Source organism: Lysobacter ciconiae, from assembly GCF_015209725.1.
Lineage (GTDB): Bacteria > Pseudomonadota > Gammaproteobacteria > Xanthomonadales > Xanthomonadaceae > Novilysobacter > Novilysobacter ciconiae.
The window spans coordinates 2,406,131-2,420,549 of the sequence record NZ_CP063656.1 but is presented as its reverse complement, the minus strand read 5'-3'; the positions used below and the strand labels follow the sequence as shown (position 1 = coordinate 2,420,549).

Annotated in this window: 10 protein-coding genes and 1 tRNA gene; 8 read left to right on the top strand and 3 right to left on the bottom strand. The window is 69.1% G+C overall.

Going from position 1 to position 14,419, the window contains the following annotated elements:
• Positions 1-69: 69 nt before the first annotated feature.
• From pal to INQ41_RS10880, 5 genes are all read left to right on the top strand, one after another.
• Entirely contained in the window at positions 70-585 is a 516-nt protein-coding gene (gene pal, locus INQ41_RS10900; RefSeq protein ID WP_193984408.1) for a peptidoglycan-associated lipoprotein Pal, read from the top strand.
• Between the two features lie 99 nt (positions 586-684).
• Positions 685-1,410, top strand: coding sequence for a tol-pal system protein YbgF (ybgF, locus tag INQ41_RS10895; RefSeq protein WP_228076811.1), 726 nt, complete (start codon positions 685-687; stop codon positions 1,408-1,410).
• Between the two features lie 70 nt (positions 1,411-1,480).
• Positions 1,481-2,131: a 7-carboxy-7-deazaguanine synthase QueE gene (queE, locus tag INQ41_RS10890; RefSeq protein ID WP_228076582.1), complete on the top strand. Its 651-nt coding sequence runs from the start codon at positions 1,481-1,483 to the stop codon at positions 2,129-2,131.
• A 1-nt stretch (position 2,132) separates the two neighbouring features.
• Entirely contained in the window at positions 2,133-2,825 is a 693-nt protein-coding gene (queC, locus tag INQ41_RS10885) for a 7-cyano-7-deazaguanine synthase QueC (protein ID WP_228076581.1), read from the top strand.
• Between the two features lie 97 nt (positions 2,826-2,922).
• Positions 2,923-2,998, top strand: a tRNA-Lys gene (locus tag INQ41_RS10880).
• Positions 2,999-3,038: 40 nt separating this feature from the next.
• Here the strand turns inward: INQ41_RS10880 and recQ are convergent.
• Together recQ and INQ41_RS10870 are read right to left on the bottom strand one after the other, a co-directional pair.
• The gene (gene recQ, locus INQ41_RS10875) at positions 3,039-4,865 is read right to left on the bottom strand and encodes a DNA helicase RecQ (RefSeq protein ID WP_193984402.1); all 1,827 of its coding nucleotides are present in this window, start codon (positions 4,863-4,865) and stop codon (positions 3,039-3,041) included.
• A 394-nt stretch (positions 4,866-5,259) separates the two neighbouring features.
• Positions 5,260-5,802 (bottom strand): Dps family protein, encoded by a 543-nt coding sequence (locus INQ41_RS10870; protein ID WP_282436999.1) that lies wholly within the window; start codon positions 5,800-5,802, stop codon positions 5,260-5,262.
• Positions 5,803-5,933: 131 nt separating this feature from the next.
• On the opposite strand from INQ41_RS10870, the gene hrpA reads away from it, so the two are divergent.
• Positions 5,934-10,145, top strand: a complete 4,212-nt coding sequence (gene hrpA / locus INQ41_RS10865; protein ID WP_193984398.1) for an ATP-dependent RNA helicase HrpA — start codon at positions 5,934-5,936, stop codon at positions 10,143-10,145.
• 3 nt (positions 10,146-10,148) lie between these two features.
• Here hrpA and INQ41_RS10860 read toward each other — a convergent pair whose 3' ends face one another.
• Positions 10,149-10,658, bottom strand: a complete 510-nt coding sequence (locus INQ41_RS10860; RefSeq protein WP_193984396.1) for a hypothetical protein — start codon at positions 10,656-10,658, stop codon at positions 10,149-10,151.
• Positions 10,659-10,724: 66 nt separating this feature from the next.
• Between INQ41_RS10860 and INQ41_RS10855 the strand changes: the two genes are divergently transcribed.
• A complete protein-coding gene (locus INQ41_RS10855; protein ID WP_193984395.1) occupies positions 10,725-12,935 on the top strand; it encodes a RelA/SpoT family protein in 2,211 nt (736 codons plus the stop codon).
• On the top strand, positions 12,919-14,409 hold the full coding sequence (locus INQ41_RS10850; RefSeq protein ID WP_193984393.1) for a hypothetical protein: 1,491 nt from the start codon (positions 12,919-12,921) through the stop codon (positions 14,407-14,409). The genes INQ41_RS10855 and INQ41_RS10850 overlap by 17 nt, the downstream gene beginning before the upstream one ends.
• The last annotated feature ends 10 nt before the right edge of the window (positions 14,410-14,419 follow it).

The following is a 14,419-nucleotide window of genomic DNA, read 5'->3' as shown; positions in this document are numbered from 1 at the left end:
GCACCGTTCCTGCCCGTTGCTCCAATCCGTCGTTCCACCCTTCCATTTCGCCAAGACGAGGAAACAACAATGAACAACACCACCCGTGTCCTGATGGTCGCGCTGCTCTGCGCCGCCGCCATCGGCTGCTCCAAGAAGGTCAAGGAAGCGCCGCCGGTCGATACCGGTACCACCGCTCCCGGTGCGCAGACCACCCCGGGCACCGCTGCCGGCGTATACGGTCCCAACGATCTGGACACCGACTCCTGCCTGCGCCAGCGGGTGGTCTACTTCGACCTGGACCGCGACGCCCTGCGTCCGGAGTTCCAGGCCCTGGTCGGTTGCCACGCCAAGTACCTGCGTGATCGTCCGTCCTCGCGCATGACCCTGGAAGGCCACGCCGACGAGCGCGGCAGCCGTGAGTACAACATGGGCCTGGGCGAGCGCCGCGGCAACTCGGTCTCCTCCGCGATCCAGGCCAACGGTGGTTCGGGCGGCCAGCAGAACGTGGTCAGCTACGGTGAAGAGCGCCCGGTCTGCACGGCGTCCAACGAAGATTGCTGGGCCAAGAACCGTCGCGTCGAGATCATCTACACCGCCAAGTAAAAGGGTCCGATGATGATGCGCAAATTGTCCATCGCAATTGCGACATCGCTCATTGCAGCGGCGGCCCTGGTGGCCGCCGCACCTGCTTCTGCCCAGCGCATGAGCCTGGCCGAACGGGTCGGCGTGCTGGAACAGCAGGCCGGCAACAATGATGCGACGGTCGACCTGCTGCGGCAGGTGAACATGCTCAAGGAAGAGGTCACGTCACTGCGCTCCCAGGTCGAGGAGCTCAATCACTCGCTCGGGCAACTCACGGACAACAGCCGCGCGCAGTTCCTGGATATAGACCAGCGCCTGGAGGATCTGGAAGGCGGCGGCGCGGCACCGCGGCCTGCGGCGGCGGTCGGCTCCGATGCAGCACCAACACCACCGGCAAAGCCTGTCGCCGAGCGGACCCCCAGCGTGCACGGCGATGCCGGGACGCTGGCGATGGGTGCCGACGAGCGCGAGGCCTACGAAACCGCTTTCAACGCGTTGAAGAACGGCGAATACGCCGAGTCCGCGCGCCTGTTCCACTCCTTCCTGGGTCACTATCCGGAAGGTGTCTACGCGCCCAACGCGCTGTACTGGCTGGGCGAGAGCTACTACGTCACCCAGAACTACAAGTTGGCCGTGACCCAGTTCAAGACCCTGCTGGATCGCTATCCGACCCACGACAAGGCGCCCGGCGCATTGCTGAAGGTCGGCCTGGCCCAGCAGGGGCAGGGTGATGAGGAAGCTGCCGAGCGCACCCTGACCGAAGTCACCACACGATTTGCCGGCAGCGACGCGGCGCGCATCGCCACCGATCGGCTCGGCGCGATCCAGCTCGGTCGCCTGCGTTAGGCAAGCCAGCCCGCCGGCCCGCCGGGTCGGCTAAAATGGGCGGATGAATCCTGTTGCTTCAGAACCGGGCGTGGTCGCGCCTGATCGCCTGCGCCTGACCGAGATTTTCCTGTCCCTGCAGGGCGAGTCGCGCAGCATCGGCTGGCCGACCGTGTTCGTGCGCCTGACCGGCTGCCCGCTGCGCTGCCAGTACTGCGATACCGCGTATGCGTTCCATGGTGGGCAGTGGTGGGAGTTCGACGCCATCCTGGCCGAGGTCGCGCGGCATGGAGTGCGTCATGTCTGTGTCACCGGTGGTGAACCACTCGCGCAGAAGCGTTGCATCGGACTGCTGAAGCGCCTGTGCGATGCGGGTTACGAGGTGTCACTGGAAACCTCCGGCTCGATCGACATTGGTCCGGTCGATACACGCGTGTCCCGCGTGCTTGACCTGAAGACGCCCGGATCCGCGGAGGTCGCGCGCAACCTGTGGAGCAACATCGGCGAGCTGACGGCCAACGACCAGGTCAAGTTCGTGATCTGCTCGCGCGAGGACTACGACTGGGCGCGCGGCATCGTCGAGGAGCATGGATTGACCGCGATCTGCGACGTCATGTTCTCGCCCAGCTTCAACCAGGTCAGTGCGCGCGATCTGGCGGACTGGATCGTCGCCGACCGGCTGCCGGTCCGCTTCCAGCTTCAGTTGCACAAGATCCTCTGGGATGACGAGCCGGGGCGCTGACATGCACGGGTCATCGGACAAGAAAAAAGCGGTCGTCCTGGTCTCCGGCGGCATGGACTCTGCGGTGGTCATCGCCATGGCGCGCGAGCAGGGCTTCGCGCCGTACGCGCTGAGCGTGGACTACGGTCAGCGCCATACGTCGGAGCTCGAGGCCGCGGCGCGCGTGGCGGCCCAGCAGGGGGCGATCGCCCACAAGACCGTGCGCATCGATCTGCGCAGCATCGGCGGATCGGCGCTGACCGATGACATCGATGTGCCGCTGGACGAGGTCGCGGGCGACGAGGCCATTCCGGTGACCTACGTGCCGGCGCGCAACACCATCATGCTGTCGGTGGCGCTGGGCTGGGCGGAGGTTCTGGGTTCGGCCGACCTGTTCTGCGGCGTCAACGCGGTGGACTATTCGGGCTATCCGGACTGCCGCCCCGAGTTCATCAGCGCCTTCGAGCGGCTCGCCAATCTTGCGACCAAGGCCGGCGTGGAAGGCGCCGGTATCCGCGTGCACGCGCCGCTGCAGCACCTCAGCAAGGCGGACATCGCCCGCGAGGGCGTGCGGCTGGGAGTGGATTTCGCCGCCACCGTGTCGTGTTACCTGGCCGATGATGCCGGCCGCGCGTGTGGCCACTGCGACGCATGCCGCCTGCGTGCGGACGGGTTTGCCGCCGCGGGGATCGCCGACCCGACACGCTACGTCTGAAGCGCAGCGCGAAGGATTCACTTTCCGATCCGGTGTCGCCGCACAGCTCCGCGTACTTGCGTTAGAATTCACGCCCCCGGCGCAACGCCGGGACTGTGGGCCGTTAGCTCAGTCGGTAGAGCATCGGACTTTTAATCCGCTGGTCGATGGTTCGAATCCATCACGGCCCACCATTTCAGAGGTCGACGCGGACGCATCTCGCGCGGCCCGTCCTCAGGCCACGTCGCAGTCCAATAGTTGCTGCAGCACCGCCTCGCCGTAACGCTCCAGCTTGCTGGTACCAATACCGGCAATGCGGCCCAGTTCGTCGAGGTCGGCCGGGTCGCTTTCCGCGATTTCGCGCAGGGTGGCGTCGTGGAAGATCACGTACGCCGGCACGTTCTGCTCCTTGGCCAATTCCGCGCGCCAGCCGCGCAGGGAACGGAAACGGCTGGCCGCTTCGGGCGCCAGGTCCATCGGTGGCGGCGCGGAGCCCGTGCGCCCGCGTCGGCCGGCCGGCTTGGGCGCATCGCGGCGCAGGCGCAGGGTCTGTTCGCCCTTCAGCACCGGTCCGGCCTTGCTGGTCAGGTACAGGGCGCCGTGGCGCTCGTGATTGGCCGCCAGCAGGCCGGATGCGACCAGCTGGCGGAACACGCTGCTCCACTGGCGTGTGTCGAGATGGGTGCCGATGCCCCAGGTGCTCAGTTTCTCGTGGCCGTGCTGGGCGACCTTGTCGGTTGGCACGCCGCGCAGCACATCAATGACGTGCCCCGCGCCGAACCGCTGGCCAGTGCGGAACACGCACGACAGCGCCTTGCGCGCGACCTCGGTGCCGTCCCAGCTCTCCGGCGGCTGCAGGCAGTTGTCGCAGTTGCCGCAGTTGCCGGGATGCTCCTCAGCGAACCAGCCCAGCAGCGCCTGTCGCCGGCATTGGGTGGACTCGCAGTAGCCCAGCAGCGCGTCGAGCTTGCGCAGCTCCAGCAGCTTGCGCTCCTCGCTGGCATCGCCCTGCTTGATCAGCATGCTCAGGTTGACCACGTCGCCCAGCCCGTAATTGAGCCAGGCCTCGGCGGGCTGGCCATCGCGACCGGCGCGACCGGTCTCCTGGTAGTAGCCCTCGACCGACTTGGGCAGGTCGACGTGGGCGACAAAGCGCACGTCCGGCTTGTCGATGCCCATGCCGAAGGCGATCGTGGCGACCATCACGATGCCGTCTTCCTGCAGGAAGCGGCGCTGGTTGGCCGCACGGACCTCGGCGGGCATTCCGGCGTGGTAGGCGAGCGCGTTGACGCCGGCCTCGCACAGTTGTTCGGCGGTTTTCTCCACGCGCTTGCGCGAGAAGGCATAGACGATGCCGCTCTCGCCGCGGTGGCCGGCAAGGAAGTCGAGTAGGGCGCGCTGGCCGCTGCCATCCTTCTGCGCCACCCGGTAGCGGATGTTGGGACGGTCGAAGGAGCTGACGAACTGGCGTGCATCCTCCAGCGCCAGGCGCTCGGCAATCTCCAGCCGGGTCGGCTCGTCGGCGGTGGCGGTCAGGGCGATGCGCGGCACGTCGGGCCAGCGCTCGTGGAGCACGGTCAGCTCGCGGTACTCGCGGCGGAAATCATGCCCCCACTGGGACACGCAATGCGCCTCATCAATGGCGAACAGGGCGATGCCGCCGCCGGCATGGGCGCGGTCGATGAGGTTCATGCAGCGCCCCGATAGCAAGCGCTCGGGAGCGACGTAGAGCAGGTCCAGCTCGCCGTCGAGCAAGCGGCGCTCCACGTCGGCAGCGGTGGCGGCGTCCAGGGTCGAGTTGAGGTAGGCGGCGCGCACGCCGAGCTGGAGCAGCGCTTCGACCTGGTCCTGCATCAGCGCGATCAGCGGCGAGACCACGATTCCGCAGCCCTCTCGCAGCATCGCCGGCAACTGGTAGCACAACGACTTGCCGCCGCCGGTCGGCATCAGCACCAGGGCGTCGTCGCCCTTGACCAGACAGTCAATGATCGCGGCCTGCTCGCCGCGGAAATCGGGGTGTCCAAAGGTGGTGCGGAGCAGGTCGAGGGCGGCGTCGTTCATGCGGCACAGGGTAGCAAGTGGCAGTCTCGCGCTGACCCCTTGACCGCGGCCTGCAGACCTCCGGGGCGAATGTCCTCCGGCCCCGCCTGCGGCGGGTCCCTCCTCCTTTATTTCGCCCCGAAGGTCTGCAGGCCGCACGGCAGGTCTTGTCGGTACTGGGAACCATCGCGATGCTGCAAAGGCGGGAGTGAATGCCCTTGGTGCGAAATAAAGGAGGAGGCACCGGCCTCATCGGTGCCGGGGGACATTCGCACCAAGGGCATTCACTCCCGGTGCCCAGCCGCTCAGGCCACACGGCTGGGGCCGCCCTTTCCCCCGTCCGATGCGGGAAGAGACCATAAAATACCCCCGGACGCTTTCAACACGGCCGGGGGCTGATTTTCAGGTGCTGCGCTTACTGCAGCAGCGAGCGCAGCATCCAGGCGTACTTCTCGTGGGTATGCAGGCGCTGGGTCAGCAGGTCGACGGTCGGATCGTCGCTGGCGTCATCGGCGGTGGAGAGCACCGAGCGTGCCGTGCGGCAGACCGCCTCGTTGCCGACGGTGAGCTGGCGTACCATCTCGCGCCAGTCGGCGGTATCGGCCAGGCCGGGTTCCTCGCGGATCGAGGAGAGCTTGGTGAACTCGGCGTAGGAACCCGGTGCGTTGAAGCCCAGCGCGCGGATGCGCTCGGCGATCTCGTCCAGGGCCACCCACTGCTCGGCGTACTGGGTCTCGAACATCACGTGCAAGGTGTTGAACATCGGACCGGTGACGTTCCAGTGGAAGTTGTGCGTCTTCAGGTACAGCGTGTAGGCGTCGGCGAGGAAGTGGGACAGGCCGTCGGCGACGTTCTTGCGATCGGTGCTGCTCATCCCGATATCCACCGGTGGGGCGCCTGAGCCCTTCGCCGGGGATGCGACCGGACTGGGCCGCTTGCTCGCGCTCTTGGCCTTGATGGCGGAATCGGGTGTCTTCTTCGTTGCAACCGGTGCGGACTTGGCCACTGAGGTTCTCCTTTGATCGATCAGTGCGATGACAATGGCGCGTCGCGTGACACCCCACTGTGCTGTTTCTTTGAATCAACCCGATGAACCGTAGCAACTCCCATGGCAACGCCGCGTCACGACCCCGCAGCCCGGCGGCCGCAGGGGTCGATGCCGCGCGTCGCAACATCGACGCCGCCCTGACCCGGGATCGCGGGCGCTTGCACGGGCTGTGGTCGCGCTGGCGCAATGCCCCGGCCGATGCGGCGCTGCAGACGCGTTTTGAGGATGCGCTGAAGGACTCGATCGCCCGCCGCGAGGCGCGGGCCGCAACCCTGCCGCGCGCACCGGTCGACCCGTCTCTGCCGATTGCCAGCCAGGCCGAGCGCATCGTCGAGCTGATCGGCAAGCACCAAGTGATCGTGGTCGCCGGCGAGACGGGCTCGGGCAAGACCACCCAGTTGCCCAAGCTGTGTCTGGCGGCAGGGCGCGGGGCGGCGGGCATGATCGGGTGCACCCAGCCGCGACGGATTGCCGCGCGCGCGGTGGCCAAGCGCGTCGCCGAAGAACTCAACACGCCGCTGGGGACCACCGTCGGCTTCCAGGTCCGCTTCAGCGAGAACGTCGGCGACGACACCGCGATCAAGTTCATGACCGACGGCATCCTGCTGGCGGAGATCCAGTCGGATCGCTGGCTGTCGCGCTACGACACGATCCTGATCGACGAGGCGCACGAGCGCAGCCTCAACATCGACTTCCTGCTGGGGTATCTCAAGCAGCTGCTGCGCAAGCGGCCGGACCTGAAGGTCATCGTGACCTCGGCGACGATCGACACCGCGCGCTTCTCGGCGCATTTCGACAACGCGCCGGTGGTCGATGTCGAAGGGCGCGGCTATCCGGTGGCGGTGCGTTACCGCCCGCTGGAAGGCGGCGGCGAGACCGGGGATGGTGCCGCGGCGCGAGACGGCGAGCGCACGATCAATGACGGCATTGTCGCCGCCTGCGATGAGATCAGCCGCGAGGATCCGCGCGGCGACGTGCTGGTGTTCCTGCCCGGCGAGCGCGAGATCCGCGACGCCCACCGGGCGCTGGAGGCGCGCAAATACCGCCACACCGAGGTGCTGCCGCTGTACGCGCGGCTGTCGGTGCGCGACCAGGACCGGGTGTTCAAGCCCGGGACCCAGCGCCGGATCGTGCTGGCCACGAACGTCGCCGAGACCTCGTTGACCGTGCCGCGGATCGGCTACGTGGTCGATCCGGGGCTGGCAAGGGTCAAGCGCTACAGCCCACGCAGCAAACTGGACCGGCTGCACATCGAGCCGATCAGCCAGGCCAGCGCCAACCAGCGCAAGGGTCGCTGCGGGCGGGTGTCGGACGGCATCTGCTACCGGCTCTACAGCGAGGCGGACTTCGACTCGCGCCCGGAATACACCGACCCGGAGATCCACCGCGCCGCGCTGGCCGGCGTGATCCTGCGCATGCTGTCGCTGGGCCTGGGCGACATCGAGCAGTTCCCGTTCCTGGAGCCACCCGATACCCGCGCGATTGCCGACGGCTGGCGGCAACTGGTCGAGCTCGGCGCGGTCGATGAGCGGCGCAAGCTGACCGCAGTCGGGCGGCTGATGGCGCGCATGCCGGTGGACGTGAAGCTGGCGCGGATGCTGGTGGCCGCCAATGCCCACGGCTGCATGCGCGAGATGCTCGCGATTGCCTCCTTCCTGGGCATCCAGGACCCGCGCGAGCGCCCGGCCGACCAGCGCGCGGCGGCGGACAACGCGCATGCCGTGTTCGCCGATCCGGCGTCCGAGTTCGCCGGCATCCTCAAGCTCTGGGACGCCTACCAGGACGCGCATGAGGCGTCCACCCAGTCGCAGCTCCGACGCTGGTGCGAGAAGCACTTCCTCGGCTTCCTGCGCATGCGCGAATGGCGCGAACTGCACCGCCAGCTGAAGTTGATGGCGGTCGAACTGGGCTGGGATCCGGGCGCGTCGGCCGTCGTCGCTGGCGGCACCGGACGCAAGGACAAGACCGCGGTGTCAGCGTCCACTCCGGCGCCACGCGCGAGGCGGCGTCGCCGCGGCGGTCGCCCGCCGGTTGATCCGTCGGCCACGGAAGGGGGCGGCCAGATGGCGCCGACAGCTGAGGGTAGTGAAGCGGAACGCCTGAACCGCGGCGCCTACGCGCTCTTGCACCGTGCGCTCATCGCCGGCCTGCCGACCCAGATCGGTCACCGCATCAAACCGGCCGACGCGCCACAGCCTGCGGCGACGCCCAAGCCGGGCGAGCGCAGGGTCGTTGATCGCAAATCCGGTGGCTACGAAGGCCCGCGCGGTCGCCGCTTCCAGCTGTTTCCCGGATCGGCGCTGGCACGGCGACCGCCGCCGTGGGTGTTGTCGGCGACGCTGCTGGATACGGCCCAGTTGTGGGCGATGACCAACGCCGCGATCGAGCCGGGCTGGGTCATCGACGAATTGCCGCACCTGCTGGCGCGCCGCCATCACCATCCGCGCTGGGCGCGCTCGCAGGGCAAGGTGCTGGGCAGCGAGCAGGTCAGCCTGTTCGGCCTGGTGCTCGCACCCAAGCGGCCAGTGCACTACGGCGCGCTGTATCCGGAGGAGAGCCGGGTGATCTTCGCCCGCGACGCCCTGGTGACCGGCGAGATCAACACCCGCAGCGTGTTCCTGCAGCGCAATCTGGCGACCCTGGAGAAGGCGCTGGAGGAGGAAGCCAAGCAGCGTCGCGCCGGGCTGGTGGTGGATGAGGCGTGGATGGCCGAGTGGTACCTGCAGCGCCTGCCCCCCGATGTCCACAACGCGCAGGCACTGGATGCCTGGTACGCCCGCCTGCCCGCCCCGCAGAAGGCCGCGCTGGAGTGGACGCTGGATGACCTGATGGTCGGCGACAGCACCGACGGTCGCCGCTTCCCGTCATCCATTTCGCTGGGCAGCGTGCAATTGGCGGTCAGCTACCGCTTCGAGCCGGGCGCGCTCGACGACGGGATGACCGTGTCGGTGCCGCTGCACCTGCTCAATGCGCTCGATCCGGTGCGCTTGGGATGGCTGGTGCCGGGGCTGGTGGAAGACAAGGCAACCGCGCTGATCCGCGCCCTGCCCAAGGCGCAGCGGCGCAACTACGTGCCCGCGCCGGATTTCGCCCGCGCCTTCCTTGAAGCGTTTCCCGACCCACAGGACGCGCCGATGACGGAGGTGCTCGCGCGCTTCCTCGGCAAGGTCACCGGCAGCGCGCTGGAGGCCGGAGAACTCGACGAGTCGGCGCTTGAGCCGCACCTGCGCGTCAACCTGCGCCTTTTGGACGCTGAGGACGAGTGCCAGCGTGGTGCCGACGTGGTGCTGGCCGAGTCGCGCGACCTGCAGGAGCTCCGTTCCCGCTTCGGCGAGCGCGCGGCCAGGGCTTTTGCCGCACGCGCAGCCAAGGGCATGGGCCAGCGCGGCCTGGTGCGCTTTCCCGACGAACCGATCCCCGCCAGCGTTCCGGGGGTCGCGGGGATGCCGGCGTTCCCGGCGCTGCACGATGACGGCGACAGTGTCTCCCTGCAGGTCCACGCGGACCGCGCGAAGGCCGAGCGCGCGCATCCCGGCGGCGTCCGCAGGCTCCTGTGGCTGACGCTGGGTGATGCGCGCAAACAGGCGCGCAAGCAGCTGCCGGTGTCGGCCAAGGTGGGATTGCTGTACGCCGCGATCGAAGCCGCTGCCCCGCGCACGCAGGCACCGCCGGAAGGTGATCGTCTGCGCGCGGATCTCGTCGATGGCGCCTTCGCCGCCCTGGTGGCCAACGACGTCGCCGGCATCCGCGATCCGGCGGCATTCGAGGCACGTCGTGCCGAGGTCGCCAAGGCACTGTTCGGCGAGGCCATGGGGCGTCTGCAGCAGGCCGAGGAGATCCTGACCGCGGTCTCGCACGCCCGCGCCAGCCTGGAGTCGCCCCTGATGGGGTGGGCCAGCGGCAATCTGGACGACATGCGCGCGCAACTGGCCGCGCTGACGCCGGCGGGTTTCCTGCGCGACGTGCCGGCCGACGTGCTCAAGGAGTACCCGCGCTACCTCAAGGCGCTGGCCTTGCGCGGCGAGCGCGCGCTGCGCGATCCCACCCGCGACCAGGCGCGGATGCTGGAGCTGACGCCGTTCAGCGATGCACTGGCGGAGGCTGCCGCGCGGGGTGAACTGGAGCAATCCGGATGGCAGGCGCTGCGCTGGCAGCTGGAGGAGTTGCGGGTGTCGCTGTTCGCCCAGGAACTGGGGACGCGTGGCGTCTCCGCCAAGAAACTGACCGCGCAGCTGGCCCGGCTGCGCGGGTGAGGCTTACTCGACGCGCTCGACCTTGGCCCGGCTGCCGTAGCCCTCGACCTGCATGTACCAGGCGGTGCCGACCAGGCTCGGGGTGATCCGGATCTGCGGGTTCTCGAGCTTCACGCCGTACAGGGTCGAATCGTCGGTCTGGCGCCACACCTGGCCATTGTCGAGGGTGAAGCTGCGCCCCTTGCCGAATCCGTTGAACACGCCCTGCAGCCGCGCCGCCACCGGCTCGCGTGCGGCGCTGCCGCCAAATCCGAGGTTCCAGCGGTTGACCTTCTCCTCGGCGGCTTTGGCGGCCTTGGTCACCTCGATGTCCATGGTGCGATTCAGCCAGTCGTTGAGGTTGGCCAGTTGCGCGGCGTCCAGCCGGTCCAGGCCGGCCGCGCGGAACTGCTCGGGCGTCATCTGCTGCTCGATGCGCGCCGGTTCCTGCGCCATGGCGGCGGAGGCCATCAACATCGCGGTGGCAAAAACCAGGGGAAGCAGACGGCGTGGCGCGCGGGGGATGGCGTACATGGGCTGTTCCTGCAGACGGTTGGTCGATAGTGTAGTCAGTCCTCCAGGTCGATACGAAACACTGCAATGAAGCCGCCCGCGCGCTCCTCCCCGGCCACCGCCGGTCCGACGGCAGCCATCGGGCCGCACGCCGGCCCGGTCGATGCGTTGCGCGCGCTGCTCGACGAGGCTCCGGCGGATGCCATTGCCGCGCCGTTGCTGCAACGCCTGCGGGACGCCGCGGCGACATCACCGAACGTCGCCGATGAGCCGCGCGACCCGGCGGACGTCGTGCGCGGCATGTTGCGCGCGTTGCAGCGTCTGGACGCCGACAGCGACAGCCTGGCCGCCGCGATCCTGCACACCTACCCGCAGTTGCTGGCCGCGCTGGGGCCGAAGTTCGAGGCCGAACACCCGTCCATCGCGACCCTGCTGGACGGCCAGCGCGCCTCCGCCCAGGTGTGGGTCCTGCACGCCGAGCAGCAGGGCCGCAGCGGCAGCGAGGGACTGCGCCGGTTGCTCCTCGCCATCGTCCGTGACATGCGGGTGGTGCCGATCCTGCTGGCACGGCAGTTGGCGCGCATGCAGCAGGCCGCCAGCCTGCCGGAGGAGCGCCGCCTCGCGCTGGCGACCCTGGCCCGCGACATCCACGCACCGCTGGCCAACCGCCTTGGTATCTGGCAGTTGAAATGGGAGCTGGAGGACCTCGCTTTCCGCTACCTGCATCCCGATACCTACCGCCAGATCGCCCGCCTGCTGGATGAGAAGCGCGGCGACCGCGAGCGCTACATCGAGCAGGTCCAGCAGACCCTGCGCGAGGCGCTGGACGCGCAAAGTCTTGCGGCCGACATCGCCGGCCGGCCCAAGCACATCTACAGCATCTGGAAGAAGATGCAGCGCAAGCAGGCGCCGATCAGCGAACTCTACGACCTGCGTGCGGTGCGCATCCTGGTGGACGACGTGGCCGCCTGCTACGCCGCGCTGGGCGTCGTGCACGCCACCTGGACCCCGATTCCCAGCGAGTTCGACGACTACATCGCCCGGCCCAAGCGCAACGATTACCGATCCCTGCATACGGCGGTGATCGGGCCGGAAGGCAAGACCCTGGAAGTGCAGATCCGCACCGTGGAGATGCACCGCCAGGCCGAGCTGGGCGTGGCCGCGCACTGGCGCTACAAGGAAGGTTCCGGCGGCGATGCGGCGTTTGACCGCAAGATCGCCTGGATGCGCAAGCTGCTGGAGCAGGCCGATGAGGGCGCTGGCGACGATGCGGCGCTGGCGCGCGAGCTGGACACCGAGCTGGTCGAGGACCGCGTCTACGTGCTGACGCCCAAGGGCGAGGTGATCGACCTGCCGGCCGGCTCCACCCCGCTGGATTTCGCCTACCGGGTGCATACCGAGGTCGGCCACCGCTGCCGTGGCGCGAAGGTGGACGGGCGGATCGTGCCGCTGGACCACCGCCTGCACAGCGGGGATCGGGTCGAGATCATGACCGCCAAGACGGGCGAGCCGCGGCGCGACTGGCTGATCGAAGCCAACGGCTTCCTCGCCAGCAGCCGCTCGCGCGAGAAGGTCCGCAACTGGTTCCACCGCCTGGACCGGGAGCGCAACGAAACCGCCGGCAGAGAGTTGCTGGACAAGGAACTGCGCCGAATGGGCCTGCTGGGTGAGGACCTGGCGCCGGCGCGCGAGCGTTTCAGCCTGGCCAGCGACGGCGAGCTGTACGTCCTGGTGGCGCTCGGCGACGTCGGGCCGCATCAGGTCGGCCGCTTGCTGCAGGATCATCAGCGCGCGCAGAGCGCTCCCGCAGCGACCGCAACCGCGCCCGCGCCGGAGCGCCCGCGGCGGCGATCGGCCGGCAAGCAGCGCGACTTCACGGTGCAGGGCCTGGGCAACCTGCTGGTGCAGCCCGCACGCTGCTGCCAGCCCCTGCCCGGGGAGCCGATCGCCGGTTACCTGACCCGGGGGCGCGGGGTGACGGTCCACCGGCAAGGCTGCGCGACACTGCAACGCCTGGCTGACAAGGATCCCGACCGGGTGCTCACGGTGGAGTGGGGCGCCAGCGGCGGCTACGAGGTCGACATCGAAGTATTGGCGGTGGACCGCAAGTGGCTGCTCAAGGAGGTGACCAACGTCATCGCCCAAGCCAACGTCAACATGGGCGGCATCCGCAGCGATTCGCAGCACAACCGGATGCGCATCCGCATGCGCGTCAAGGTCGAGGATTTCGACCAGCTGACGCAGCTGCTGGGCAAGCTGGGCGCCGTGCCGGGAGTGGAGCATGCGCGCCGCTGCTGACCTACGCGACCGTGGCGCGCGGCGCTGGGGCTCGCTGGCGCTGGGCGCTCTCCTCGCCGCGACTTTGTTGTGGTGGCACAAGCCGATCTCGGAGGCGATCTGGCCCGATACCCGCATCCAGCAACTGCAATCGGATGCCGCCCGCGCGTTGCAGGCCGGCGAGCTGAGCCGGTCTGACGGCCGCGGCGCGCGCGAGCTCTACGAGGCCGCGCTGGCGTTGGATCCGGATCGCGGCGACACCAGCGACGGATTGCTGCAGGTCGGCGAGGCGGCGCTTGCTCGCGCCAACGCGCAAATCGATGCCGGCAGGCTGGATGACGCGCGCGCCTCGCTGCAACTGGCACGCGAACTGGCCATGCCGAGGGCGGCCATCGACGAAATCGCCGCCCGGCTGGAGCGCACCCGCGACAGCGCCGTTGACGTCGAGCGACTGGTGCGTCGCGCCGATGGCGCGCGCGCCGCGGGCCGGCTCGACGGCAACGATGACGCGGCGCTCCCGCTCTACCAGAAGGCGCTGGCCTTGCGGCCCAATGACGTGGGTGCCCTGGAAGGGCGCGAGGATGCGCTGTCGGACCTGCTGCAGAGGGCCAGCCAGGCGGGCGAGGCCGGCGATCTGCTCGCTGCCGCGACCATGGTGGAGCGCGCAAGCGAGCTGGATCCGGGCCATATCGACCTGCCGCGCGTGGTCTCCCTGTTGGCCGGTCGGGTCGACCAGCGCCTGCAGAAAGCCGACGCGGACCTGCGGCGGGAGCGCCTGGAGCGTGCGCTTGAGGGCTACGACATGGTCGCCGCGATCCAGCCCGGCAACGAGGCGGCCGCGCGCGGTCGGTTGCGGGTCGCCAATGCCCACGCGGCGCTGAGCCAGCGCCACGCCGCCGATTTCCGGATCCGCGAAGCGCAACAGGAGCTGGGCGCCGCCGCGGCCATCGCGCCGGACGCCCCGGCGGTGATCGAGGCCAACGAGCACCTGGCGCAGACCCGTTTGCTGCAGGCGCGATTGGAAAGTGGCCTGCCGCCGGCGCAACGGAAGAAGCGCGTGCGCGAACTGCTCGAGGCCGCCGCGGCTGCCGAGGCGCGCGGCGACCTGCTCTCGCCGCCCGGCGACAGCGCCTACGACAAGCTGCGCACCGCCCGCGCGATCGCAGCCGATGACCCGGACGTGATCGCGATGACGCGACGCCTGCGCCCCGCGGCGCGCGCGTGCTTCGTGACAGCCCTGCGGCGCAACCAACTGGCCACCGCAGGCGGATGCCTGGATGCCTACGCGGTGCTGGAAGGTGAGGAGAACAGCGTGCAGGCGTCCCGTCGCCAGCTGGCGCTGCGCTGGATCGCGGTGGGCGACGAACGCGTGGGCGCCGGCGACCTGCAGATGGCACGGCGCGCGCTGGGCATGGCCCGTTCGCTGGATCCCTCCGCCGAGGGACTGGAGGCGTTTTCGCGCCGGCTGGAGCGCGCCTCGCTGCCGCCGCGCTAGCGCGTGGATG